This window comes from Nostoc sp. FACHB-888, assembly GCF_014696655.1.
Taxonomy (GTDB): Bacteria; Cyanobacteriota; Cyanobacteriia; order Cyanobacteriales; family Nostocaceae; genus Nostoc.
Genome location: NZ_JACJQM010000006.1, coordinates 13,048 through 38,912 on the forward strand (window position 1 = coordinate 13,048; position 25,865 = coordinate 38,912).

Below are 25,865 nucleotides of genomic sequence, written 5' to 3' on the forward strand. Positions count from 1 at the left end.
TCGTACCCCTAAGGACGGGTGCGGCTAAATACGGAGTGTGAAGAGTTAGGAGTTATTGACTGTTAACCGTCAATCGTCAACCGTCATGGACTAAAAAGGCGTCTCTCATCCCATCTCTAGGAAAGAATAAGTTTTCCCGACGCCTTTTTATAACTTTTTTCATTTATCCAACAACCTCTGTCGTACCCCTTCAGCAATTTTGTGACCCAGATATTCAGGAATGAGGCTTTCATTGGGCCCTAACAGGTAGAGAATTAGTCGTGTACGTCCGCGCCAAACCAGTAAATTGGCATTGACTACTAGAAGGTCTTCCTGCCAAATGGCATACATCACCTTATAGAATAATCCTGGTTGATTATCGGCTTCAATCACTAAGGCAGGGAGATGAAAAACCGGATCGACATAAAACTCAGTTTGTACCTGCTCTAAGCCCGTATCAAGATTGAATTCTACTGCCAGCATCTCTTCTACTTCAAACCGACCTCCTAAAGCCTCGCGAATGGCGCGACAGACATTTTCTGCGGTTTTCTCGGTCAAGGCTTTACTACCACGAGACACCAAAAGTTTGATAAAAACTAACATCGGCGGACGGATCTGACCGTATAGACTCAGACCGTGAATAGTCAACCCATAAGCTGCTAGTACGCCAAAAATATCACTGAGGAGAAAAGACTGGTTACGGTAAGCAAAATGCAGGGCACTTTTGCTACCTTCCGGTTTTAGCTCAATAACAGCGCGTCTAGTTTTATAGAGACGGTAGGCTAGGCGTAAATTTTGCAGTTGAATCTCACTGCTGACAAATTGCTCATAAAACTGGGGAAACGCTCGGTTAAAGCGCTTAAGGAGTTCTAGTGTCGAAGTTTTTAAACCAGAAGCCATTGTTAAGGGTAAGACTCGCTTGCTTTCATCACCTGGGGACTGGGGAATGGGGACTGGGGAAGAATTTTTCCAAACACCCAATCTCTTGTATATAAATCACTCCTAAACTAACTTGCATTTAAGCTCTATACGAGCAATTGCCAGTATTAGGTTTTTCCATTTTGAATTTTAAATTATTTCAGGACTTACCCTTTTGGTGAAATTCTCCTAGCCTTTACAACAAAATGCTAAAGTTGAAAATGATTGGTGTGAAACACGCTCTAACTAGCTGTTACCATTGCAAATCCCGAAAACAACCGAAAAACTTTGAGTGTAAAGGGTAGTAAATGGGCATAGCTATGTTAAACGTAAATCAACACTCCTGAGAGTGGAAACCAATTCAGTTATACTACCCGAACCACGCTGGCATGGGTTTTTGGAAAACTTGGTTTAGTACTCCTGAATCTGTAGCGACGACTAGGACAACCTCCTTTGAAGAACATACAGTGAATGCTTTGGGCAACTCCAACCCCAGCAGCATTAGCGAAGCTTCTTCAAAGGAAACTCGCATCGTCTTCAGTACGGAGCGAGATATTGACCTGTATGAGCTAGAAGAACTTTGTGATGCAGTTGGTTGGTCGCGTCGTCCTCTAAGAAAAGTGAAAAAAGCTATTGAGCATAGTTTTCTTGTCGCCTCAATGTGGCAGGTGAGAGGAAACCAAAAGCGGCTCATTGGTTTTGCCCGCGCTACCTCAGATCACGCGTTTAATGCCACTATTTGGGATGTGGTGGTTCACCCAGACTTTCAAAGTCAAGGGCTGGGCAAGGCACTAATGAAATACGTTCTCAAAAAACTTAGAAGTGAAGAAATTAGTAATGTCACTCTCTTCGCCGATCCCCATGTTGTAGATTTCTACCGAACTATGGGGTTTATGGCTGATCCAGAAGGCATTAAAGGTATGTTCTGGTATCCTCACTAGCGCTTAATCAAAATAAAACCCGATTTGCACAAGAAAATCAGGCCAAATGGTGAAAATCTATTATTTTGATGTAGTTATGCTTTTTTCTGCCGACGAAGGCGCAAGTATAATTATCTTGTAAAACTAAGTCGGCAAAAAACCTTTATCATAACAATGTAATCTATCTTGTCTTTGGCAAAGGATAAAAAGATTAGGCATAAGCCGTCTGATGTGATATAGTTACTTTAATGCTTTTGATAAAGCGCGATCGCTTTGATGGGGAATTAAAATCAAACCCCAAAAAGCAGATAAGTGGAAACGGGATGTAGCGCAGCTTGGTAGCGCGCCTGCTTTGGGAGCAGGATGCCGCAGGTTCAAATCCTGTCATCCCGATTTAAGTAATATATTTAACGTCTAAGGCGATTGACTAAAGTTGTCTTGCTAAAAGTGCAATTAAATTGTACATTTTACGGATAAAAAGAAATTGCCTGTTATATATATTGGGTTAGTTTTTGAAGCCTAACAGGTAAATTTCAATTTTAAGCGGTAAGATATTTCTGATACTAAGCTTTGTATAGATTTGAGAAGATATTAAAGCCAGCGCGATGGAACGATTGATTAAGTAATCCCGTCACCCGATATTAGAGAAAGCCGATAAAATGGCATTTATCATCTCCAAAGTCGAAAGACAGAGAAACTTTTCACTGTTTGAAAAGACGTATAATAGGCATCTACAGCATTTCCTGGTGAATAGCAAAACGAAATCGAGAAAAACACAACTTTAGGACAGTCAATTTTTCAAAACGCTACTATAGCAACCTTAAATAGTTGTGGAATATGGATTTTGACCGTTGAGAGTTAACACTCAACCTCAACGCACACAATGAATTTTTTACAATTGAAATAGATTGCTATATAACTAAAGCTAGTTGATGGTGTGCAAATCCAACCATTTGTTTAATTTTAAGTGGACTATTGATGCGAGGAGCAGTCATGAAATCATTTATTCGCTTGGGCGCAACATTGGGTATAGCTGGCAGTGTATTTTTTACGGGGCTTTCAGGAATAGGCAATCTACCAGGAATAGGCAATTTAGAGGCGATCGCATTGCCACAAGATCAGGTAGTGAAAAAGCTTCAAGAAGTACCAGTATTCACGCTTACCAATCCTAAAGGCGAATTCGTAGTTCTTTCGAGGAACAACGCATCCAAGCCAATCTCGCAAGTGGGATTTTTTATTAGCAAGCAAGATGCTCAAAAATTCCTTGACAATCGGCTTAAGAAAGAAAACCCCCAGTTGGCAAGCACCCTACAGGTAAGACCTTTGTCCTTGGCAGACTACTATAAAATAGTCCAAGAAGGCAAAAAGAAATCAGACTCTGTAATTTATACTTTAGTACCGACGCAAGCACAGGTAGCTTCAGCAACAAGTATGCTGAATCAAAAGGGTAAAAAAGGGGAGCAATTTAATGGTATTCCCTTATTTGTACCCAAATTTAAGAAAGATAATAGCTATTTGACGATTCCTGTCCCCAATGGCAAAGAGCGGTATATTCCTTTCTTTTTTGAGAAAGAGCAAGCATCGGCTCTGTTAGATGAATTCAAAAAAGCCGTGCCAAAGGAAGCAAATAACACTGAAATTCAGGTAGTGGATTTGTACGGTGTTATGGAGGCTCTCAATAGCAGTACCGATCCTACTATAAATAAAATTGTTTTGTACCCATCGCGGGAGTCCATCAATTTTATTCGCTCGCTTGCACCAAATCAATCTCCAGCTGCCAAGCCTGCTGCTGCGCCCGCTGCTCCGAAAAAATAACGGTTATGCAATCTAAGGTTGAGGCATGGGGGAGAAGCATCTGATATCTGGTTTACAACTTTGGCAGTGGCGCAATACTGCTCACCAAGCAGCGATCGCTACTGATGTCCCGCCTGCCGAGGTAGATTGGTTGCTGCTCGAAGTTGCTGGGTTAGACCGCTTGGCACTGCGTTTGGAGTCTTATAAAAACTGGCCCCAAATTCAGCTGCAATTGCCGCTAAAAGAGTTAGACCATCTGTGGCAGAGGCGATTACATGACCGCTTACCAGTGCAGTATATTACGGGAGTTACACCTTGGCGTAACTTTCAAATTGCAGTGTCAAGTGCGGTTTTGATTCCTAGACCAGAGACAGAATGCTTAATTGATTTAGCTTTAGCATCTGCTAGTAATGCTTCAGGACACTGGGCTGATTTAGGCACTGGAAGTGGAGCGATCGCTTTGGGATTAGCAGATGTCTTGCCAAAAGCAACAATTCATGCTGTGGATTATAGTTTAGAAGCTCTAGCGATCGCCCAAACCAACGCCCATAATTTAGGTTTTATTGACCGGGTTAAATTTTATCAAGGTTCTTGGTGGGAGCCACTGACATTTCTCAAAGGTCAATTCAGTGGTATGGTGTCCAATCCCCCTTACATACCCACCAGTACCTTACCTACCCTGCAACTAGAAGTAGTTAACCATGAACCACATCTAGCTTTGGATGGTGGTAATGATGGCTTAGATTGCATTCGCCATTTGATAGAAATTTCTCCCAGCTATTTGCAACCTGGTGGGGTTTGGTTAATTGAGATGATGGCAGGACAAGCGGATACAGTGCAAAAACTTTTACAAAATCAAGGTAGCTATTGTAAAATTCAAATTTACCCTGATTTAGCTGGAATTGAACGCTTTGCCCTTGCTTATAAAAGTTAGGAAATAGGGCATGGGGCATAGCGCATAGGAAAAATGCTCCATGCTATACCTGTACCCATAAAAATGACACAAGTTTCTTTAACAAATTTAATAGCTGGCGCACGGGCTGGTCTTTTAGTGAGCTTTCCCACGGATACAGTTCCTGCACTTGCAGCGATACCAGAAAAAGCAGCATTAATTTTTGCGGCGAAGCAACGTAGTCAAGACAAACCTTTGATTTTGATGGCTGCTAGTGCTGAAGATTTATGGCTGTATGTTAAAGGTCATGAGAACGAGTATAAAGTTTGGCAAGAATTAGCAGATAAGTATTGGCCAGGAGGGCTGACATTAGTTTTACCAGCTTCAAATCGCGTGCCAAAAGTTATGAACCCCATCGACCCAACAACAATTGGTATTCGAGTCCCAAACAGTGCGATCGCTCAAACTATTTTGGCGCAAACAGGCCCCCTTGCTACTACTAGCGCCAATTTTTCTGGTCAGCCGCCTTTGCAAAGTATGGCAGAAATTGAGGTTCAGTTTCCCAACGTTCTCACTCTAGCAACAACAGAATACCAAAGTGAAATGCTGGGGCTGGGTATACCTTCCACCGTTGCTAAATGGACAGGAATAAATTGGCAGATTTTACGGCAAGGTGCGATCAAGTTAGATATTTCGAGTGATAACCAAATATAGGTCGCTATAATGTTGTTTTCCTGATTTTAACAACAGAGAAATTTGGAACTTTAGTTTGCGCTGTTGTGGTCAATTAACAAGTTAATAATTGCCAGATTATGAATTGGAGCAACTGGATATATCTAGGAGCAGGAATAGCACTAGGTATGGTTTTCCGTCAGTTATTTGCGCGAGCGTCAAATGTTTCATCTAGCTCATCTCCAGTAGAGCCATTAGATCAACAGGATATGCCACCAATATCACAACAGCTACAGCAAACGCAGCTGGCATACCAAATGGCAAGAGAAATGAGTCAGTTTAAAGCTGGTTTTTTGGCGCGGACTACTCATGAATTGCGATCGCCTCTCAGTGGTTTGATCGGCTTGCATCAGTTAATTTTGTCGGATTTATGTGAAGACCCTGCTGAAGAACGAGAATTTATTGCCCAAGCTAACGAGCGAACGCTGAAGCTACTCAAGCTGATGGATGAAATTCTTAACGTTGCTAGAACTGAACACGGTACTAATAAATTAGATATTCAGCCCAGACCCTTAGCTCAAGTTTTGCAAGAGGTTCATAACTTAACTTATATGCTGGCGGCCAATCGCAATTTTCCCTTGCAATTATTACCCGCCGACCCAGAAATTTATGTTTTGACAGATTACCTCTGGCTCCGCCAAATATTGATAAGTTTAATAGACACTGCCATTACTCAAATGGAGGAAGGCAGTATCTGTATTTCCAGCAGTACTTTACCCACAAATAATTTTGTAAACATTTGGTTGGATATACCAACCCATGCCATACCCTGGAGCGAACCGATTGATTTGATCAAATCTGAAGATCAGCCGACCCAGATTGATCAAGGAAACGCTGCTCTTTCCCCAGGAATGAGGCTATTAATCAATCAGACTCTAGTGGAAGTTATGGGAGGAAAGTTAGAAATTCTGCCCTCGACGATTGCCAAAGAAACATCTCAGCACTTTACCAGACTACAAATTTCTATCCCCCTAGTGATTCCTGAAGCTGAACTTCTGTAGCAGGAACGAAAGCAGGGTCAGTTAGGTTGTGTAGCACCATCGTAGTGTTTGTATTGGGTTGAAAACCAATCTTTTCGTAGAACCCCTGCTGGTGAGTAGTCATGAGGTAAACGCGCTCAACCCGCTTCATCCGGGGATGACTCAAAACGGTTTCTACTAACTTGCTTCCCAACCCACTACTTTGATACTCTGGATGAATCACAACATCCCAAATTGTAGCGCGATATATACCATCAGATGTTGCTCTAGCAAAGCCAATAAGTCGATCGCGATCGGAGACGGAAATCACTGGCTCACTGTTGGCAATCGCTATACCTAAATCTTCAATATTGCGATCTTTTGCCCAGAAAGCTGAAACATTTAACAGTTCTTGGAGTTGATAAAGGTCAATTTCAGACTTGCGTAGGCATAGCCCGTCGTAGGCATCGCCTTTGGCGCAGCCGAGATGTTCGCTAAATTGAATCTGAGACTCGTTCATTTATGGCATCCACCTTTAACACTAGCACTATCTTTGTATAGTTAAGTGATATTTTGCTAGAAATTGCTGTACGTGTACATATATATGCAATGAGAAAGAAAGTTTAATGACAAACCCACTTCCATAGAGGATGAGTTGGCCCCTGCTGACGTATCCGATACACTTGTTTTTCTAAACGTTGTTTTTCCTCGGGTGGTATTCCAAGTAAGATATTCCGACTTTGCCAAACTAAAACAGCAGCAGTCATCCCAATACAAAACGCTAAACCGAAGGTAGACAGTGGATGATAGAAGAGTCCATATCGCACCGCTACCCAGGTAAAATATTGCTGCCAAAGAGAAATTTCTGCACGTAAACCCCACAAACTAACAGGTGCAATGGTGAGCCACAGACAGCCGACAAATAGCCACCTGCCATATATTGTCAGCTTGTGCAATCTTTGTACTTGTTGAGCAAAGGATGGGTCAGTTATTGACAATTGTTCGGATTGATCCATAGGCTGTAGGAAGGTGGGGGATGAGGAAGATGAGGAGCAGGGGAAGAATAACTATTGGTTATTAACCAATGCCCAATGCCCAATGATTAGTTACCAGCAGATGTATCAATCGACTCACCACTGACTACCATAGGTGCTTGACCATTGCGCTCTCGCCACAAAGTTAGAAGAGTACTGGCGATGAAAATACTTGAATAAGCCCCTGCTGTAAAGCCAATAATTAGAGCTAAAGCAAAGTTTTTTAGTGTTTCGCCGCCAAACAGAAAGATAGCAAACAATGACAGCATTGTGGTAAAGGTTGTGTTGATTGACCGTCCTAAAGTTTGGTTAACTGCATCATCTACAATGTCAGCGATCGCTCCGTTGGGATTCGTCTTGAGGGTTTCCCGAATGCGATCGTAAATTACCACTGTATCGTTGACTGAGAAACCTGTAATTGTCAGTAGAGCAACGATAAACAAGCTATCTACTTCAGTACCCAATACTAAACCCAAAATCGAAAAAATCCCTGCCGTGATGAAGACATCATGTAATAGTGCAACGATCGCAAACACTGCATAATCTAACTGGAACCTGAAGGTCAAGTAGATTATGATGCCTGCAAAGGAAACTATTAAAGCTATTACCCCAGACCTAAACAGCTCTCCCCCTAGAGTAGGGCCAACCGTGTCAAATTGGTTTTTTTGCTCGTCAAAAGTACCGACCTTTTCGCTTAAGGCATTTTGCAAGTTGGTACGCTGCTCGGTATCCAAGTTTTTTGTGCGAATTAATATTCCATTTTCTGCACCAGTGCCTCTATCAGCGATAATTTGGATGCTGCTATCACCTAAGCCCTGTGCTTTAGCTACTTCCCGGACGACATTGATATCAATTGGCTGGCCGCAGTTACCGGGTTTGGTACAATCGCGTTCAAACTGTAATCGTGTACCACCGACAAAATCCAAACTGGGGCGTAGGGGTGCTTTGATGTTCGGGTTTTGCCAAGAAATCACCATTGAGATGATACCGGCAAGAATGATGGCACTAGAAATAGCCCACCAAAGCGATCGCGATTTGTTAATACTTAGTTTCATTGAGCCACCTCTGCCTTATTTGATCTTGGCAGGTTCGGACAAAAAAGTTCTGGTTTCTTGAGTGTAGGAATTGTAATTGCTAAAAACATCAAGGTGCGACTACAGGTAATTGCTGTAAACATACTCACTGCTACACCCAAAGCCAAAGTTAGGGCGAAGCCTTTCACCAAACCAGCCCCCAGCCAGAATAATGCAGCACAAGCAATGACTGTAGTCACGTTGCCATCTAAAATACTGGAAAAGGCACGGTAAAAACCAGATTCTACAGAGCGATATAGGGATTTGCCTGCTTGCAATTCTTCCCGCGTCCGCTCAAAAATTAGCACATTTGCATCCACCGCCATCCCAATACTGAGGATAAAACCGGCAATACCTGGCAGGGTTAGGGTGACGCCCAACAACGCAAAGGTAGCCCAGGTTAGCAGGGCGTAAATCAATAGTGCTACATCCGCAATCAGCCCTGGTAGTCTATAGTACACTACCATAAATACTAATACTAAAGTCAGACCGCCAATACCAGCGTAGATACTGCTAGTAATACTGTCTTTACCCAGGGTTGCCCCAACAGTGCGAATTTCCGCAATTTCTACCGGTACGGGTAATGCCCCACCGCGTAACTGCACACCTAAATCATTGGCTTGTTGGGCAGTAAACCTTCCTGTAATTACGGCAGAGCCACCAGTAATACCAGTAGCGGCAAATTCTATACCTACAGTAGGAGCGCTGATCAGTTCATTGTCCAGAAAAACACCAATGCTCCGCCCAGTACCGGCAAGATTTTTCGTCAAATTGGCAAACAGTTCACCACCCTTTTGGTCGAAGCGAATAGCAACGTTCCAGTTGTCACCTTGAGTGGGTTCACCATAAGCATCCTTGAGATATTTGCCAATTAGCGGTGGATTGGTGCTTTCAAACAATTCAGCGATCACTTGATTATTTTTTTGCAAATCTTCTTGATTTTTGACAATTGCTGCTTTGTCAGTACTCTTTCTCAACTCTTCTTGCTTGGCTTTCAATTCGACCCTAGATGCCTGGAAAGCAAACAGTTGGGTTTCTGTATTTGGCTTTTGGGTACGGAACTCTAACTGCGCGGTCCCTCCTAGCACCCGTTCAGCTTGCTCTGGATTATTAACCCCTGGCAGTTGTACTAATATTTTATCTGTGCCGACTGTTTGGATCACTGGCTCAGAAACACCCAAACCATTAATCCGACCTTCGACAACTCTCTTCACGCCTTCCAATTCTCGTTCGGTGATTTGGGGAATTTCCGCTGATGGTTTCACCTGAATTGTTAGCTGTGAGCCTCCGCGTAAGTCCAGCCCCAAGGGGATTGGAATTGTGGCAATCACCGTAATTGCGGCGATTACCAGGACTAAAATCAAAATTAATAGCGATCGCTGTCTTTGCATACCATAACTCGCAACTGACAAAGGCTATAATAGCGCTCTTTTATGGAGTTAGGGCATTGGCATTGGGCATTGGGGATCGGGGATTGGGCATTGGGCATTGGAAAACTCTTCGCCAGTCCCCAGTCCCCAGTCCCCAGTCCCTAGACTCGCAACGCTACCATTTTTTCCACAGCTTCCACGATTTGCTCTGGTTGGATAATTGTTAATCGTTCCAGGTTGCCGTTGTAAGGTGTAGGGATATCTTGGGAAGAAAGCCGCAGTACTGGCGCATCCAATTCATCAAATAAGCGATCGTTAATTGAAGCAATGACTTCTGCTCCAATACCCGCAGTTCGCATGGATTCTTCCACCACAATGACTTTATGAGTTTTACGTACTGATGCGCCAATGGTATCAAAATCTAATGGCTTAAGCGAGATTAAATCAATAACTTCTGGATCATATCCTTGTTTTTCAAGTGTTTTTACCGCTTGTAGCACATGATGCCGCATCCGCGAGTAAGTGATAATTGTGACATCTTTTCCTTGACGCACAACTTCTGCTTTATCTAAAGGTAGTAAATATTCTTCTTCTGGTAAATCTTCTTTCAAGTTGTAAAGCAGAACATGTTCAAAGAACAACACGGGGTTATCATCGCGGATAGCAGATTTCAGTAGTCCTTTAGCGTTTCTTGGTGTAGAGCAAGCAACAATTTTCAACCCCGGCACAGCTTGGAAGTAAGTTTCTAGTCGCTGGGAATGTTCTGCGCCTAGCTGCCGTCCGACACCGCCAGGGCCGCGAATTACCATTGGAATTTTAAAATTACCGCCAGAGGTATAGCGTAGCATCCCGGCGTTGTTGGATATTTGGTTGAAGGCGAGCAGTAAAAAGCCCATATTCATGCCTTCGATGATGGGGCGCAAGCCAGTCATGGCTGCTCCCACTGCCATGCCAGTAAAGCTATTTTCGGCAATGGGGGTGTCTAGAATGCGGAGTTCGCCATATTTTTGGTACAGGTCTTTGGTAACTTTGTAGGAACCGCCGTAGTGTCCTACGTCTTCACCGAGAACGAATACGCTGGAATCACGCGCCATTTCTTCATCAATGGCTTCCCGTAAGGCGTTGAAAAATAATGTTTCTGCCATTTAGACCTTTTAGTACGATTATGGTTTTAGAATTTTATCGCGCTGCTGTCGCAAATACCGTGAGCGATCGCACTAGTTAGAGATTTGGTTTTTTAAACGAATCGCCCAACCATACATAAAGCAGCTATTTAATTTAAATTTTAGAGGTTTTATCTGCGATCGCTTTCCACTTCTCAAATTCATAATTAGAAGTTCATCAAGCCAGTAAAATGGCTCTTTAATAACCATGTCATAATTGCTGGTCTAGGCGTAGCCACCACAGACATAGCACTAGTATGCCACGGCGTGAATAGAGCAACCATTTCAAATTCCTAACGAGCTTATTCCATAATACTTTTTACTTTTGACTTCCGCCTTGCGGTACTAGCCATAAACAAAGAATCTCACGCCCAAACACCAAAACACAACTCTGCGTCTTCGCGCCTCTGCGTGAGATTTCCCCCTAAATTACTATTCAATATGTCTAGTTACTTTTGACTTCCGCCTTGCGGTACTAGCCTACTTTAACCATCGCGCTGCATCTTTAGCATGATAAGTCAAAATCAAATCTGCACCAGCGCGTTTAAACCCAGTTAAAGTTTCCATAACCACTCGCTCTTCATCAATCCAACCATTGAGAGCCGCAGCTTTCACCATCGCATACTCACCAGAAACATTGTAAGCCGCAACAGGTAAGTTACTAGCTTCCTTCACCCGCCAGATAATATCCATGTATGCCAAGGCTGGCTTAACCATGAGCATATCAGCACCTTCGGCGATATCCAATTCAATCTCTTTAATTGCTTCGCGGGCGTTACCTGGGTCCATTTGGTAAGTTCTTCTGTCCCCAAATTGCGGTGTAGAGTCTGCTGCATCCCGAAATGGGCCATAATAACCCGAAGCATATTTAGCAGCATAAGACAAAATTGGCGTATCTTGAAATCCGGCTTCATCCAAGCCTACACGAATTGCCTGGACAAAGCCATCCATCATTCCCGAAGGCGCAATGATATCGGCACCGGCTTTCGCTTGAGAAACTGCTGTTTTTTTCAACAATTCCAGAGTTGGGTCATTTAAAACTCGTCCCGTTAAATCACCAACTTGTAAATAACCACAATGACCGTGACTAGTGTACTCACATAAACAAGTATCAGCGATTACAATCAAATCTGGCACTGCTGTTTTTACCGCAGTCGCTGCTTTTTGGACAATTCCGCAATCATGCCAAGCGCCAGTGGCATCAATATCTTTATCAGCCGGAATACCAAATAAAATAATCGAAGGAATTCCTAAGTCATAAACTTCTTTTGCTTCTTCGACAATTTTATCTACCGAAAGTTGGTAGACTCCGGGCATTGATTTAACTTCGTTAGCGATTCCCTCACCCGGTACAGCAAATAGTGGGTAAATTAAATCGCTGGTTGTCAAAACAGTTTCACGAACCATCCGGCGCAGTTGGGGCTGAGTACGCAGACGACGGGGGCGATGTATAGGAAACATAAAATTTTATAAAGAAAAACAACGCTAATGGACACAAAACAAAGCGTCACAAAAGCAGGCTAAAATTTTCCTGCCATCGGACAGACTACAAACAGTGCTTAACTGTCCTTTGCCCTACTCTTAATCAAGTTGTAGGGCAATTTTGTATTCTACAGCTTGGTTGCGCCTATCCGACGGACTGGAAAAGAAACAACATAGTAAGCAATTCAAAATTCCAAGTTCAAAATGGTAATATCGTCTGTTGGCAAAATCTGGGCGATTGGTTGTGTGCAAACTCAAGGCATAACAGCTTAATAAAAAATAACTGACAATCACCAATGCCCCATGCCCAATGATTATTTGTGCTAGAAAATTCGGAAAATATAGGGATAACGGAAGGGTATATCAGGATTGCTGAAAACTTTGATGAGTGCCCAAATTGTTAATCCCCAGTGCAATAAATACCCGATACCTGCTAGTGGCCCCAGCACTAATAGAGGTAACACTAACCAGCCTAATAGAAAAAATAGCGCTCCTAGAATTCCTCCATAAAGCCAGACATTAAAGTGGAAATTGATGGATTCTTTGGCGTTTTCTTTAACAACAGGATCATCAGATACAAATAGTATGGCGATAGGTATACCTACAGATATCAGCGTTGTGCTGAGGAAAATGGCTCCATGCGATAAGCCAGATAGAAGCTTTCGTTTGTCTGTGTCGTACATTGCTTTCTCCTATTAGTTAGATTGTTGGTTATATTACGACCCTATCACGAGCATCGTTGTCTTAAGATTAAAAGACTTGCCAGAGTAGAAAAAATTAAGTTAGCTAACAAACAAATACACTTATGTCTACTGAACTTCAGTCTGAACTTATTCAAGCAGTTGAACTTCGCCGCAACTTTGCGATTATTTCTCACCCCGATGCGGGTAAAACTACACTAACAGAAAAACTACTCCTATACGGAGGTGCAATTCACGAAGCTGGCGCGGTTAAGGCGCGACGGGCACAGCGTAAGGCTACCTCTGACTGGATGGCGATGGAACAACAACGGGGCATTTCCATTACCTCTACGGTGTTGCAATTTGAATACCAAGACTGTCAAATAAATTTATTAGACACGCCCGGACACCAAGATTTCAGTGAAGATACTTATCGCACCCTTGCTGCCGCCGATAATGCAGTGATGTTGGTTGATGCAGCAAAAGGTTTGGAACCCCAAACCCGCAAATTGTTTGAAGTGTGTAAGTTGCGGGGTATCCCGATCTTTACATTTATCAACAAGCTTGATCGCCCAGGAAGGGAACCTCTAGAACTGTTGGATGAAATTGAGCAAGAATTGGGATTGCAAACCTATGCAGTCAACTGGCCAATTGGTATGGGCGATCGCTTTAAAGGTATCTTTGATCGGCATCAGCAACAAATTCACTTGTTTGAACGCAGCGCCCACGGCAGCCGAGAAGCCCGTGATACCATAGTCGAGTTAGGTGATCCGAAAATAGAAGAACAGCTAGAACAAGACCTCTACTACCAACTGAAAAATGATTTAGAACTGTTAGAAGGAGTTGGCCCAGAGTTAGATTTGCAGCTGGTACACGAAGGCAAAATGACGCCTGTGTTCTTTGGTAGCGCCATGACTAACTTTGGGGTAGAGTTATTCCTCAAGTACTTCCTCGACTATGCCCTTAAACCCGGTTCTCATTACAGCAGTGTAGGTGAAGTTGCTCCTACATACCCGGAATTTTCAGGGTTTGTCTTCAAACTGCAAGCGAATATGGACCCGAAACACCGCGATCGCGTTGCATTTATCCGGGTCTGCACTGGTAAGTTTGAAAAAGATATGATGGTGAATCACGCCCGCATCGGTAAACCTATCCGTCTGTCTCGCCCGCAAAAACTTTTTGCTCAAGAGCGAGAATCGATTGATGTGGCTTATCCTGGCGATGTGATCGGTTTGAACAATCCTGGTGTTTTTGCGATCGGAGATACAATTTACACGGGACAAAAGCTCGAATATGAGGGAATTCCGTATTTTTCGCCGGAACTGTTTGCGTCTCTGAGGAATCCCAACCCCTCGAAGTCTAAACAATTCCAAAAAGGCGTTGCGGAATTGCGAGAAGAAGGTGCTGTGCAAATTATGTATTCAACTGATGAAGCCAAGCGCGATCCAATTTTGGCGGCGGTGGGTCAATTGCAATTCGAGGTAGTGCAGTTTCGCTTACAAAACGAGTATGGTGTAGAAACCATATTAGATTTATTGCCCTATAGTGTCGCCCGTTGGGTTGAAGGTGGTTGGGAAGCATTAGAAAAGGTGGGACGAATATTCAATACCACTACAGTTAAAGACAGCATGGGACGACCAGTGTTGCTATTCCGCAATGAATGGAATTGTCAACAATTACTGGGCGACCATCCAGAGTTAAAATTAAGCGCGATCGCTCCAGTATTTTCTAGTCAACAATCAGTGGAGAAATGAACAAGAATACAGAATCCAGAATTCAAAATTAGTCCTATAAAAGACACAACTGAATTCTGAACGGCAGTTGCTCATGGGGGAAACCCCCTTCTCTACGAGACGCTCCGCGTTGGCGGAAGGCTCTGGCAGAGAAGGCGCTAGCCTCTCCCTTTGGGGGAAGACAGCACTCCTGCTCTTGACTTTTGGATTCTTGCTTAATCATTCACTTGACAAGCAAAACTTGGGCGCGGTTGAGTTCCACGGCATCCGAGGTTCGCGCTTTTGCACAAACGTGGATCACATAGAAGAGATTGGAGTGCCAGAATTTGTATGCCTTCACATGCCAAATCGTCTTTGGAGGCTGGTTTAATTGCCCTCAAGCAGGGAAATTACCAAACAGCGATCGCTCAACTAGAACCTATTGCTAGTAGCCAAAGCAATGGGACTGCTAGCTTACAAGCCCAGGTTGGTTTAGTAATGGCTTATGCTCGCAGTGGCGAAGCCTCCAAAGCGATCGCTATTTCCCAAAATCTCATTGAGAGTAACAATCCGCAAGTTCAAGAGTGGGCAACACGCGCTCTCGAACACCTAACAAAACGTAAAAAACGCGATCAAGAATCAAAAAATGTCGAAACTGGGTTTGTTGCTTTTGATAATTCAACTCCAGATTCTCCCCTAGTTACCCCCCCGGGAACTTCTACATTAGAGGAACAGCCAAAAGAAAAAGATCAAGTAATAGAACCCAAGAGCGATGACACCTCGCCGATGCTGCCACTAAGTAAACTCAAAGCTACAATAGCGACACCACCACCGCCTCCACCACCTAGTGTCCCTCTAAGCGGTTTTATGGGTTCCGTAACCCGCACCCAAGCTAAATTATTCGGCGTTATTTATTGGCGACAAGCACAACGCGCCAAAGCATGGCAACCCCTACGGAAACCGAAATTAATTCCTTTGCGGTTGCTGACAGCAGGAACATTCATTGCCCTGTTTTGCGTGATTCGAGAAATCCTCAAGTTAGCATTTGGATTCATCAACCAGACTTTAGTTAAACTACCTTATCTGGAACCATTGCAGTTTTTATACCGCGACCCTACTCAACCGTTGCTAATACTATTGGTGATTTTAATCGGAGTATCGCCTTGGTTGCTGGATATGCTATTGGCGAACTTGTATGGTCAGCGAGAATTTCCCAAAGATGTATTGAATGCCCATAGCCGCGAAGCTGTTCGGGTGCTACAACGTTGTTGCCAACAGAGGCACTGGCCGTTACCCAAACTGCGGATTTTACCAATGGCTGCACCAATTATTCTGACCTATGGTAGTTTACCACGTAATGCCAGGATTGTTGTAAGTCAAGGGTTATTAGAGCAACTAGCTGATGATGAAATCGCCATTATTTACGCCACACAGCTAGGGCATATTGCTCACTGGGATTTTGCTGTGATGTCTTTGTTGCTGCTCGTAACATTACCAACTCATAAGCTATATCAGCAAGTGTCGGAGTTGGGAGGCAAAATATCAGGTATTTGGCGCTGGCCGGTGACAATTTTGGCTAGTCTCGTTTATGGAGTTTGGTGTTTACTGACTGGGACTGCATTGTGGTTGTCGCGGTTGCGGCTTTATTATAGCGATCGCGTCGCATCGGAAATCACTGGTAATCCCAATGCTCTGATTCGCGCTTTACTCAAAATTGCTATTGGCATTGCAGCTGATATCCAAAAACAGGAACAGACCAGTTGGCAACTAGAAAGCTTAAATCTCCTGACACCAGTCAGCCACCAACAGAGCCTTTCTTTGGGAACTATTGCCAGCAATCTATCTTTTGAAGCCTTTTTGAAGTGGGATACTGCCAATCCCTATCGCCAATGGTTTACGATAAATAATAGTCATCCCTTGATGGGCGATCGCATCGAACGCCTCTGCCAAATAGCCCGTCACTGGCATCTAGACACCGAACTACACTTTGCAAGCGAACCATCAAAGGTTAGACGTCAGTCTTTCTTATTACAAATCGCTCCCTGGTTAGGAATTCCTTTAGGGGTTTTGTTTGCAGCTTTAGTTTGGCTAACTTGGCAACTAGCATTCACACTCAAGTTTTTAAATCTAAAGTGGATATATGAAGATTGGTCTTTCATTACAGGCTGCCTTCTGATTGGCTTTAGCATCGGTACAGTGATGCGGATTAATTCTTTTTTCCCCGATATTAAACCTGCCACTGTGCAAACTGACGATTACTTACCCAACCTGTTAGCTGACCCTTCTGCCTTACCAATTGATAGCATCAGCGTGCGGCTTGTAGGTAAATTATTAGGTCGTCAAGGTACTAGCAACTCCCTAGCGCAAGATTTAATCCTTCAATCCAGCGCAGGTTTAGTAAAATTACACCACGTTTCTTGGCTAGGACAGCCAGTTAATCACCAGGATCTAATCGGTAGGCAAATTATCGTTACAGGTTGGTTCCGTCGAGGAGCAACACCTTGGATCGATATCCAAACTCTAGAAACTCAAAGTGGTAAAGCTATTCATAGCCCCCATCCCATTTGGTCTACTTTTTTGGCAGTTGCAGCACAGGCTTGGGGCGCATACGTTTTTCTCACTGGTTAGTCATTGGTCATTGGTCATTGGTAATTAGTCATTAGCAAGGGACAAAGGACAAAGGACAAATTGAAATGTAAAGAAAAGTTGCAGGTTTTCTTTAAAAGTGTTACATTTATTTACACAAACAATAGCAGCCGATGTAACTCAGCGCTACAGCTTAGTTATCAATTGGCGTGCTTTCCCCCGCTCCATACCTTTTTATCCTCCTAACACAGCAGGAAATTAACCAGCCATCGGCTGGTTTTTGTTTCAAAATATGCCCCCATGAATAAAAAAATGTGTTTTATGTTACGATGCAATAATACTAACGTCGGAAATGTATGCGCTAAACTAGCTACGTAGAAAATACCGTGGTAATGTAAGGAATGGTATTAGATTCTGCGAAAAAGGCATGGAAGAAAGCGTGTACTTTAGCAGGCAATAGGCTATTAAATTTACAATTCTTAGAATTAAGGTGTTATTAGCTCACCATAGTGTGGGCCTTTGGATTAAACAAGCTTGATCCCGACGAAAAACTGTATTGTTGTATAAGTTAACAGTTTCGAGCAAAAAAATTGGTTGATGGCAGTCTTGGTCAATAGCATCTATTTAATTAAAAGCCAAAGCCAAGTTATTGTTTTCTTGCCTTGCCATGTTCATTTAACTCTGGAGGTATAGTTCATGTCCATTCGCCTATATATAGGTAATTTGCCTAAAGAAGAAATAGATCGTCAGGATCTGCAAGCAGTTTTTGCAGCAGAAGGTGATGCTGTAACTACTAAATTAATTAAAGACCGTAAAACTGGCAAATGCCGTGGTTTCGGTTTTCTTACAGTCAACAACGACGAGCAAGCTGACGAAATTATTGAAAAATATAATGGCCAGATGTTCAAAGATACTCCTATTAAGCTAGAGAAAGCATTACCTCGGACAAAAGGTGATGAAGGCGAGGAGCAAGCTCCAAAACCAGTTACTGCTGCTAGTAGTACCCCCACTCCTATGCCTACTAGAGAAGGTAGCCGCCGCGAGAAAAGCTCTAAGAAGCCTCGCCGTGGCTCAGGTGGCGGCGGAGCTTCTCGTGAAAGCAGCACCACAACCACCGATTCAGACGCTATTCGTCCAGATCCTCGTTGGGCTTCGGAATTAGAAAAGCTGAAGCAGATGCTAGCTGCACAAACTACGAATTAATCCTTAAGGGAGAGAGATTAAAAATTAAAAATCAGAATTTTTTTTGGTTTTTAATTTTTAATTGTTGATAATTATCTAGCTGCTTAGTTTAATGAACTTGCAGCTAATTTTGTAAGTACGTAGGCGCAGCCAGCCGTAGGCATGGAATTGTCGAATCGTGGAGAATTGAGGGCTGAAATTTAAACGCAGAGGAACGCATTCGCATTAGCGAAGCGGTAGCGACGTTAGGAGCGTCAGCGTCTCGTAGAGAAGGTAAGCGCAGAGGCACGCAGAGAATATGCTACAAAGCAATAAGATTTTTACTTAGAATAAAATTAAGTTTTTGTGATTAGACGCATTAAAAAAACTGGACGATAGGGATGCGATGCCTGCGGCGGGCTGCGCCTAAGCAGTAATTATCTAGATTTGACATATTATAGCTAGCTGATATGCCAAGGTGAACCGGAGGCGCGATTGCTCTAAAGATAATCTACACTCAAAGTGATACCGATCATTGGCAGCTTCTGTTATGTCCTCAACTCTAGATTCTTTGCCACCTGCGCTTGCTAAAATTGTCCAGCGCTTTCAACGCGCTTCCGAACCGAAGCGGCGCTACGAACAGCTAATCTGGTATGCTCAGAAGCTCAATGAGTTCCCAGAAGCTGATAAACTACCCGAAAATAAAGTTCCTGGTTGCGTGTCTCAAGTTTTTATCACCGCAGCTTTGGATGATGGTAAGGTTGTGTTTCAAGGCGATTCCGATTCTCAGTTAACCAAAGGATTAGTAGGTCTTCTGGTTGAAGGACTGCATGGACTAACGCCAAGTGAGATTGTGCAACTTACTCCAGATTTTATTCAAGAAACAGGTTTAAATGTTAACCTGACACCTTCCCGTGCTAATGGATTTTACAATATTTTTAAAACCATGCAAAAGAAAGCATTGGAATGTAAGTTAGATTTGCCTAGTTAAACTTGGTCATTTGTCATTGGTCATTAGCAAAAGACAACTGACAAATAAGGTACAACTACCAAAATTTAGTCTAATGTCAACAAATTTATTATCTACCTCTGCTGCTACTGGTTTTGGTGGAGTGGTTCAAGAATATCTCTGGAATTGGGAAAATCAGCAATTGCGCGTTGTATATGAAACCCTTGGTAAAGGTTCACCGCTATTGCTATTACCATCTTTCAGCAGTGTTTCGACGCGTTTGGAAGTAGGCGAACTTGCTAAGTTGCTAGCTCCGAATTTTCAAGTTGTGGCCATAGATTGGCCTGGATTTGGTGAATCTTCTCGTCCTAGCTTGAATTATCGACCGGAAATATATCAGCACTTTCTGGAAGATTTTGTCAAAGCTATTTTTAATACTCCCATTACTGTGGTAGCGGCGGGCCATGCTGCTAGTTACGTTTTACAATTAGCTGTTCAGCAGGCTGGTTTGTCAAAGATTGTATTGTTAGCTCCTACTTGGCGTGGGCCTTTGCCGACAATGGGGGCAAGTCAGCAAATAGCTGGCATGGTGAGAGAATTGGTGCGATCGCCTATACTTGGTCAAGCTCTCTACAAACTCAACACTACCCCATCCTTCTTAAGTTTGATGTACCGTCGTCATGTCTTTACTGACGCGGCTAAAATTACACCCAGTTTCATTGAGAAGAAGTGGCACACAACTCAACAACCAGGAGCGCGATTTGCATCTGCTGCCTTTGTAACTGGTAATCTCGATGCTGTACATGAACAATCTGATTTTCTGGAACTTGTGCAGTCTTTAACTGTACCCCTCATGGTAGTAATTGGGGAATCTAGCCCCCCCAAATCACGAGAAGAAATGAATGCTTTGGTAGCCTTACCAGGAGTGAGAAGCGTTGTTATCCCTGGTTCTTTGGGACTACATGAAGAATACCCAGCAGTTGTTTTAGAAGCAGTTCAAGATTTTTTGTTCTCCTCAGAAAATTAAATCGTCGCACCAAGACGCAAAGAATCGTTTTGCACCTTGGTGCGAGATTAAGATTAGTTCAAGCTACTACGAGTAAGTTTTTGCAAGCGAGAAAGAGAAAGCGCCAGTAAACCGACTATACCAAGACCAAGAACAGTTGATGACTCAGGCACTGCCTTGACTTCAAAATCAAAATTGAAAGTGCCAGACTCTTTAAAGGGAATACGGTGATTATCAGTGCCTAAATCCACTAATTTGAATGATGCAGAGTAAGTTCCCAGTGGTGCAGCAGCATCAGTTGAAAAGGTAGGAGTGAACGAAAAATTATCACCACTGCCGATTGTGTAGATATCGCCTACTGACTTGAGAATATCAACGCCTGCTGAATCACCAATATTCAATCCACTGCTAATTGAGGCTAATTGTAAACCAATATTTGCACCCTCAAGAGACGACTGCCAACGACCATTAGAGCTATTGAACAAATACTGGTTGTCTAATTCTTTTGAAGTTTTTAGAGACGCTAGAGCTTCTATTGTCAGATTACTATATTCCTTATCTGTTGGAGTACTAATCAAGCGACCAGTATAAAACCCTGTGCCAGGTAATAATGTTAGCGGTGGTTGTTCTGAGTAAGACTCAGGAATTCGGTTATTTGTATTGGTTGGGTTAATAGTTGGGTTATCTAAAGAACCTGAGTAGCTATAAGTACCAATGCCGTGGAAATGGCTAGATTCAGGCGTGTCTTCATTCCTGTGTGCAAAGAGAAGGGTCAAACGATTGTAGTTAGGGTTCTCCAATCCTGCGTATGTCCCTGTAGAGAGAACCTCCAAACCATCTAACCCAATGTAAAAGCCCGTTTCATCCGAATGATTATGAGTATCATCACCTTGTGCCGGGGCTATTGCGGTAGATAAAACCAACGGCGCAACGACCAAAAACCTGACTGCAAGAGACGCAGATGCTTGTCCTGCTTGAGTTAATTGCTTTCTCAAGCCGGTAGTGTTTTTTGAAACCACCACGCTACTCCATCAAAGTATAATTTTTTCTTTAAGATAATGATTATCATTATGATAGTAAGATTGTCAAGCTACTAATCTGCGACTTACCGCAGGGTGTTAACTTGTATGCAATATTGCCAGCCAACTTTTAAATATCTATTACTTATTACAGATGCATAGAAATAAAATGTTTGGTTATTAAATTATGTGATTATTTTCCTGAAACCCAAAATAATAGTAAGTTCGCACAAAAAAAATATAAAAAGATTTATCATAGGCGATAATGATTATCCATAAGGTGAGACAAGAGGAATTTAGAGTATGGTGGCTGACGTAATCAACAATTCAGTTCCCGTTACTGTTCTGACTGGCTATTTGGGAGCAGGTAAAACGACTCTACTCAATCACATCCTCACCTACGAACACGGCAAAAAAGTTGCTGTGATTGTCAATGAATTTGGGGAAGTGGGTATTGATAATCAATTGATTATCGATGCAGATGAAGAAATTTTTGAAATGAATAATGGCTGTATCTGTTGTACAGTGCGCGGCGATTTAATTCGCATCATTGGCAATTTGATGAAGCGGCGCGATAAATTTGACCATTTAGTAATTGAAACAACTGGATTAGCCGATCCTGCACCAGTGATTCAGACATTTTTTGTTGATGAAGATTTACAAAGCCAACTGTCTTTAGATGCGGTGGTGACAGTCGTAGATGCCAAGCACATCTCGCAGCACTGGGATGCAGACGAAGCACAAGAACAGATTGCCTTTGCGGATGTAATTTTACTTAATAAAACAGATTTGGTAGCGCCAGAAGAGTTGGATGAATTAGAAAAACGGATTCGGGCGATGAATGCGATCGCAAAAATTCACCGTACCCAAAATTCTGAATTAGGGATGGATGCTTTATTAGGTGTAAAAGCCTTTGATTTAGATCGTGCATTAGAAATTGATCCAGATTTCTTAGGCGAAGATGCCCACGTACACGATGAAAGCGTCTTTTCTGTAGCTTTAGTAGAAGCAGGTGCAGTTGATGGAGAAAAATTAAACACTTGGCTTTCTGAGTTACTGCGTACCCAAGGCCCAGATATTTTTCGGATGAAAGGCATTTTAAATATTGCTGGAGAAGATAATCGATTTGTATTCCAAGGAGTACACATGATATTTGATGGCAAACCCGATCGTCCCTGGAAACCAAGTGAAACCCCTAAAAACGAATTAGTCTTCATTGGTCGCAACCTTGATGCAGCCCAACTCAAGCAAGATTTTCTCGCTTGTCTAGTATAGAAAACGAGTTAGCAGTTAGGAATGATGATTGATGAGTTAAAAATTCCTAACTTCTAACTCCTAATACCAAATTATTGTGAAGGTACATGAAACAGGAGAAGAGTGAAATAATTGCCGAGCAAAGGTTTTAGCTTTCTCATTCTATGCAACTTTATACAAAATACAAAATTGGTATAAACCAGAAAAAGCTGCAAAATAACACACCTTGAAAGGACTAGTCCTACTGTTGTGACTTGAAGAAGATTTTGGAAAGGTTGTCCAACTTACCTAGCAAAAACCTCCAAAAAATAGCAAAAAAAAAGTAAGAGAAAAGTTGACGAGGAGTAATATTAATAGGAGTTGAATTCTTATTTTTAGTTTCTTGGATTTGTGTCCACTTTCTTATTACATTTTTGTGATAATATCCATTTTGTTCTTCCAAATGAAGGATGGCTTTATTCTTCCCTTTTTGGTGTTTTTATAATCATATGTCTAACCAAACGTCTAAGCGTCTTAAGCAAAATGCTGAAAGAATTATGCAGAGGTGGGAAGAGCGGGCGCGTGATGAAGTTGGTGCATCAATACATCAGGACTCTCTGATGCTACAAAATTCGCTACCTGAGTATCTAGAGCAATTGGTGGATGAACTGTCAACGAAGATTGAAAGGACACCAGCCAGAATAAAAACCGATAAACTAGAAAGCACTCGGATTGGGAAAAAGCATGGACATGAGCGGGCGAGTTATGCCGACTACTCGATGACTCAAGTGATTTTTGAGTACCACATTCTCCGTCAGGTCATATTTGAAATTTTAGAAGAAGAAGCGGCTTTGGAGGTGAGGGAACGAGATATTATCATCGATTCCATTGAGCAAGCCGTTAACGATGCGGCGACTCAATTTTCCCACACGCTGCGAGATATTCAAGAATTATTTATGGTGACACTGACCCACGATCTTAGAAACCCACTCAATGTCATAAAAATGGGTACTCACCTGACTCTGCGTCGGCTTGAACAAGGAGACACTCATGCGAGTATCGCGGCGAAAATGCTAAAAGCAGTCGAGCGTTTGAATTCGATGATTCAAAATCTGCTCGATGCTAGTCGGCTGCGGGCAGGTCAGAGCTTAAAGTTTGAATTTGAAGAATGCAGTTTAGACAGCCTTGTTCAAGACGTAGTAGAGGACTTAAACTTTGCTTATGGAGAGCGGTTTATTGTAGTTTCTGATACTGCTATCAGGAGCAATTGCAGCCGTAAAGAGATACGACGGGTAATTGAAAACTTAGCTATTAACGCCGTGAAGTATGGTGCTGCTGATACACCAATTACACTCACACTTGAGCAAATTGAAACGCATATCAGCCTGACCATCCACAACGAAGGTAATCCGATTTCTTCAGAAGCTCAATCAATCTTATTTCAACAATTTCGTCGAACCATCGCTGCTGAGGATCAAACAGGATGGGGGTTAGGATTATTTTTAGCAAAGAGTATTATTGAGGCGCATCAGGGGACGATTGAAGTTGAAAGTGCCGAGGGCAAGGGGACAAGCTTTATCGTTAAGTTGCCTAAATTTTGAGCAGGTAATGTCTGTCTCTTCTTACAACTTTATCTTGGAAGCTCTATTCTATGCAGCTTCATATTAAATTGGTATAACTTATAACTCCTAACTTATGTATAAAATATGAACTCCACAACCAGTAAATCTAAAGAGTTTGAACAACACTATTCGGGGACACTTTCAGATTATGTAACTGCGATCGCTTGGTCGCCACAAGGTAAAACTTTAGCAGCAACTTCCGCCGCCGGCGAAGTAGTTCTGTGGAATGATGGCGAACTCACAACTTTACAAACTGGTAACGGTAAATCAGTAGACTGTCTCGCATTTTCCCCAGATGGAAAATTTTTAGCGGTTGGTGGACAAGATGGACAGGTAAAAATTTGGCGCGATACTGAATTAATCGCCACCTTGGAAAATGCCCCTGCATGGGTTGACAAGTTAGCTTGGAATTACACCAGTAACCAACTAGCTTTTAGCTTGGGGCGTTATGTCCAAGTTTGGGATGCAGATACTCGTGAAATTGTCGTAACGCTGAATTTCGACAACTCTTCAGTATTGGGTATAGATTGGCGCATTGACGGACAATACTTAGCCATTAGTGGTTATAAGGGAGTCAAAATTTGGCATAGTCAAAACTGGGATGAAGAACCATACAACCTAGATATGACTACTGTCAGTGTAGCGATGGCTTGGTCGCCCGATGGCAAATACCTCGCTTCTGGCAACATGGATCGTAGTGTCACCGTTTTAGAATGGAACAACCCCGACCCTTGGGTAATGCGTGGCTTCCCTGGTAAAATTCGCCAATTGGCATGGTCAGAAGCTACTACAAAACTGGGTGCGCCAATACTGGCATCTTCTAGCGTTGAAGGTATTGTGGTTTGGGAAAAGCTAGAGGATGATTCTTTAGGTTGGGAAGCGCGAGTATTAACTAATCATGTGGGTGTGATCAATGCGATCGCCTTTGCACCTAAAAGCTTCCTGCTCGCTTCTGCTGCTGCTGACGGTTGGTTGTGTTTGTGGAACAAAGCCAAAGAAGTATCCCAAATTATCACAGGTGTCTCAGCAGGATTTTCCACCCTAGCTTGGCATCCCCAAGGCAAGTTACTGGCCGCAGGGGGTGAACAGGGCGAATTACTTGTATGGTCGAAGGTTTTGCGGGGTCAAGGATTTGGGCGTAGTTAAGCAATACTTGGTAATTAAAATTGAAGGTGGGCAATTTATTAGCTATGCTGTATCAGCAAAGCTATCTTTGTGTGAATTATGAACATAGTCAAACTGATTTTACTTGCCTGTCCCGCATTTCTAGTATCCATGCTGCTGGTAGTCAATCCAGCACACGCATCCAGCCTGAAATCTGAATATGCTACACAAATTATTACGGTAGCATCTACACAACAAATTCCTGAACTGGCAACACCAAAGTTTAATCAAACATCTAATCCGATTATTGATCAACTTGGTTGCAATTGTGCCAACTGTGTTCAGTCTAAATTTCAGTCCCTACAAGGCAAGCTGCCATCTGTTGGTTTTTAATAAACTTAGGAATTATGAATATTGTAGGGGCACAGCATTGCTGTGCCCTTATTAATTTTATGAGCTTTTTGTCCGTGGCGATCG

The 25,865-nt window shown here is 42.7% G+C and carries 23 protein-coding genes and 1 tRNA gene; 15 read left to right on the plus strand and 9 right to left on the minus strand.

The genetic code is table 11. The features are described from left to right. Positions 1–159: 159 nt before the first annotated feature. On the minus strand, positions 160–879 hold the full coding sequence (locus tag H6G26_RS05685; protein ID WP_190728444.1) for a hypothetical protein: 720 nt from the start codon (positions 877–879) through the stop codon (positions 160–162). A 407-nt stretch (positions 880–1,286) separates the two neighbouring features. Between H6G26_RS05685 and H6G26_RS05690 the strand changes: the two genes are divergently transcribed. The 6 genes from H6G26_RS05690 to H6G26_RS05715 all read left to right on the plus strand — a co-directional run bounded on the left by H6G26_RS05690 (position 1,287) and on the right by H6G26_RS05715 (position 6,236). Then, a complete protein-coding gene (locus tag H6G26_RS05690; RefSeq protein ID WP_190728324.1) occupies positions 1,287–1,838 on the plus strand; it encodes a GNAT family N-acetyltransferase in 552 nt (183 codons plus the stop codon). A 298-nt stretch (positions 1,839–2,136) separates the two neighbouring features. Further along, positions 2,137–2,210 (plus strand) — tRNA-Pro (locus tag H6G26_RS05695). A 600-nt stretch (positions 2,211–2,810) separates the two neighbouring features. After that, positions 2,811–3,632: a Tic22 family protein gene (locus H6G26_RS05700; protein ID WP_190728325.1), complete on the plus strand. Its 822-nt coding sequence runs from the start codon at positions 2,811–2,813 to the stop codon at positions 3,630–3,632. A 25-nt stretch (positions 3,633–3,657) separates the two neighbouring features. After that, entirely contained in the window at positions 3,658–4,545 is an 888-nt protein-coding gene (gene prmC, locus H6G26_RS05705; RefSeq protein WP_190728326.1) for a peptide chain release factor N(5)-glutamine methyltransferase, read from the plus strand. Positions 4,546–4,608: 63 nt separating this feature from the next. Further along, positions 4,609–5,217 (plus strand): L-threonylcarbamoyladenylate synthase, encoded by a 609-nt coding sequence (locus H6G26_RS05710; RefSeq protein ID WP_190728327.1) that lies wholly within the window; start codon positions 4,609–4,611, stop codon positions 5,215–5,217. 98 nt (positions 5,218–5,315) lie between these two features. Further along, positions 5,316–6,236 (plus strand): HAMP domain-containing sensor histidine kinase, encoded by a 921-nt coding sequence (locus H6G26_RS05715; RefSeq protein ID WP_190728328.1) that lies wholly within the window; start codon positions 5,316–5,318, stop codon positions 6,234–6,236. Here the strand turns inward: H6G26_RS05715 and H6G26_RS05720 are convergent. From H6G26_RS05720 to H6G26_RS05750, 7 genes are all read right to left on the minus strand, one after another. Continuing rightward, entirely contained in the window at positions 6,199–6,714 is a 516-nt protein-coding gene (locus H6G26_RS05720; protein WP_199326655.1) for a GNAT family N-acetyltransferase, read from the minus strand. The genes H6G26_RS05715 and H6G26_RS05720 overlap by 38 nt on opposite strands. A 103-nt stretch (positions 6,715–6,817) precedes the next feature. Next, on the minus strand, positions 6,818–7,210 hold the full coding sequence (locus tag H6G26_RS05725) for a hypothetical protein (RefSeq protein ID WP_190728329.1): 393 nt from the start codon (positions 7,208–7,210) through the stop codon (positions 6,818–6,820). An 86-nt stretch (positions 7,211–7,296) separates the two neighbouring features. Next, positions 7,297–8,283 carry a protein translocase subunit SecF gene (gene secF / locus H6G26_RS05730; RefSeq protein ID WP_190728330.1) on the minus strand — a complete coding sequence of 329 codons (987 nt, stop codon included), beginning with the start codon at positions 8,281–8,283 and terminating at the stop codon, positions 7,297–7,299. After that, on the minus strand, positions 8,280–9,692 hold the full coding sequence (secD, locus tag H6G26_RS05735; RefSeq protein ID WP_190728446.1) for a protein translocase subunit SecD: 1,413 nt from the start codon (positions 9,690–9,692) through the stop codon (positions 8,280–8,282). The genes secF and secD overlap by 4 nt, the downstream gene beginning before the upstream one ends. Positions 9,693–9,832: 140 nt before the next feature. Continuing rightward, positions 9,833–10,816 carry an alpha-ketoacid dehydrogenase subunit beta gene (locus H6G26_RS05740; protein WP_012410204.1) on the minus strand — a complete coding sequence of 328 codons (984 nt, stop codon included), beginning with the start codon at positions 10,814–10,816 and terminating at the stop codon, positions 9,833–9,835. Positions 10,817–11,314: 498 nt separating this feature from the next. Further along, positions 11,315–12,295: a porphobilinogen synthase gene (gene hemB, locus H6G26_RS05745; RefSeq protein WP_190728331.1), complete on the minus strand. Its 981-nt coding sequence runs from the start codon at positions 12,293–12,295 to the stop codon at positions 11,315–11,317. 344 nt (positions 12,296–12,639) lie between these two features. After that, complete coding sequence (locus H6G26_RS05750; protein WP_190728332.1) at positions 12,640–12,999, minus strand: DUF4870 domain-containing protein; 360 nt, start codon at positions 12,997–12,999, stop codon at positions 12,640–12,642. 122 nt (positions 13,000–13,121) lie between these two features. Here H6G26_RS05750 and prfC point away from each other — a divergent pair, with 122 nt between their 5' ends. From prfC to H6G26_RS05775, 5 genes are all read left to right on the plus strand, one after another. After that, positions 13,122–14,750 carry a peptide chain release factor 3 gene (gene prfC / locus H6G26_RS05755; RefSeq protein ID WP_190728333.1) on the plus strand — a complete coding sequence of 543 codons (1,629 nt, stop codon included), beginning with the start codon at positions 13,122–13,124 and terminating at the stop codon, positions 14,748–14,750. Between the two features lie 309 nt (positions 14,751–15,059). Further along, positions 15,060–17,336: a M48 family metalloprotease gene (locus H6G26_RS05760; RefSeq protein ID WP_190728334.1), complete on the plus strand. Its 2,277-nt coding sequence runs from the start codon at positions 15,060–15,062 to the stop codon at positions 17,334–17,336. Between the two features lie 654 nt (positions 17,337–17,990). After that, entirely contained in the window at positions 17,991–18,497 is a 507-nt protein-coding gene (locus H6G26_RS05765) for an RNA-binding protein (protein WP_190728335.1), read from the plus strand. A gap of 508 nt (positions 18,498–19,005) precedes the next feature. Next, on the plus strand, positions 19,006–19,446 hold the full coding sequence (locus tag H6G26_RS05770; RefSeq protein ID WP_190728336.1) for a SufE family protein: 441 nt from the start codon (positions 19,006–19,008) through the stop codon (positions 19,444–19,446). A gap of 73 nt (positions 19,447–19,519) precedes the next feature. Next, complete coding sequence (locus H6G26_RS05775) at positions 19,520–20,431, plus strand: alpha/beta hydrolase (RefSeq protein ID WP_190728337.1); 912 nt, start codon at positions 19,520–19,522, stop codon at positions 20,429–20,431. Positions 20,432–20,484: 53 nt separating this feature from the next. Here H6G26_RS05775 and H6G26_RS05780 read toward each other — a convergent pair whose 3' ends face one another. Beyond that, a complete protein-coding gene (locus tag H6G26_RS05780) occupies positions 20,485–21,429 on the minus strand; it encodes an all3515 family Zur-repressed PEP-CTERM protein (RefSeq protein ID WP_190728338.1) in 945 nt (314 codons plus the stop codon). 303 nt (positions 21,430–21,732) lie between these two features. Here H6G26_RS05780 and H6G26_RS05785 point away from each other — a divergent pair, with 303 nt between their 5' ends. The 4 genes from H6G26_RS05785 (at position 21,733) to H6G26_RS05800 (ending at position 25,781) form a co-directional block, all read left to right on the plus strand. Beyond that, positions 21,733–22,704: a GTP-binding protein gene (locus tag H6G26_RS05785; RefSeq protein ID WP_190728339.1), complete on the plus strand. Its 972-nt coding sequence runs from the start codon at positions 21,733–21,735 to the stop codon at positions 22,702–22,704. 467 nt (positions 22,705–23,171) lie between these two features. Beyond that, the gene (locus tag H6G26_RS41740) at positions 23,172–24,263 is read left to right on the plus strand and encodes a HAMP domain-containing sensor histidine kinase (protein ID WP_206757532.1); all 1,092 of its coding nucleotides are present in this window, start codon (positions 23,172–23,174) and stop codon (positions 24,261–24,263) included. A gap of 105 nt (positions 24,264–24,368) precedes the next feature. Further along, the gene (locus H6G26_RS05795) at positions 24,369–25,430 is read left to right on the plus strand and encodes a WD40 repeat domain-containing protein (protein ID WP_190728340.1); all 1,062 of its coding nucleotides are present in this window, start codon (positions 24,369–24,371) and stop codon (positions 25,428–25,430) included. 78 nt (positions 25,431–25,508) lie between these two features. Then, the gene (locus H6G26_RS05800) at positions 25,509–25,781 is read left to right on the plus strand and encodes a hypothetical protein (RefSeq protein ID WP_190728341.1); all 273 of its coding nucleotides are present in this window, start codon (positions 25,509–25,511) and stop codon (positions 25,779–25,781) included. Positions 25,782–25,865 lie beyond the last annotated feature (84 nt).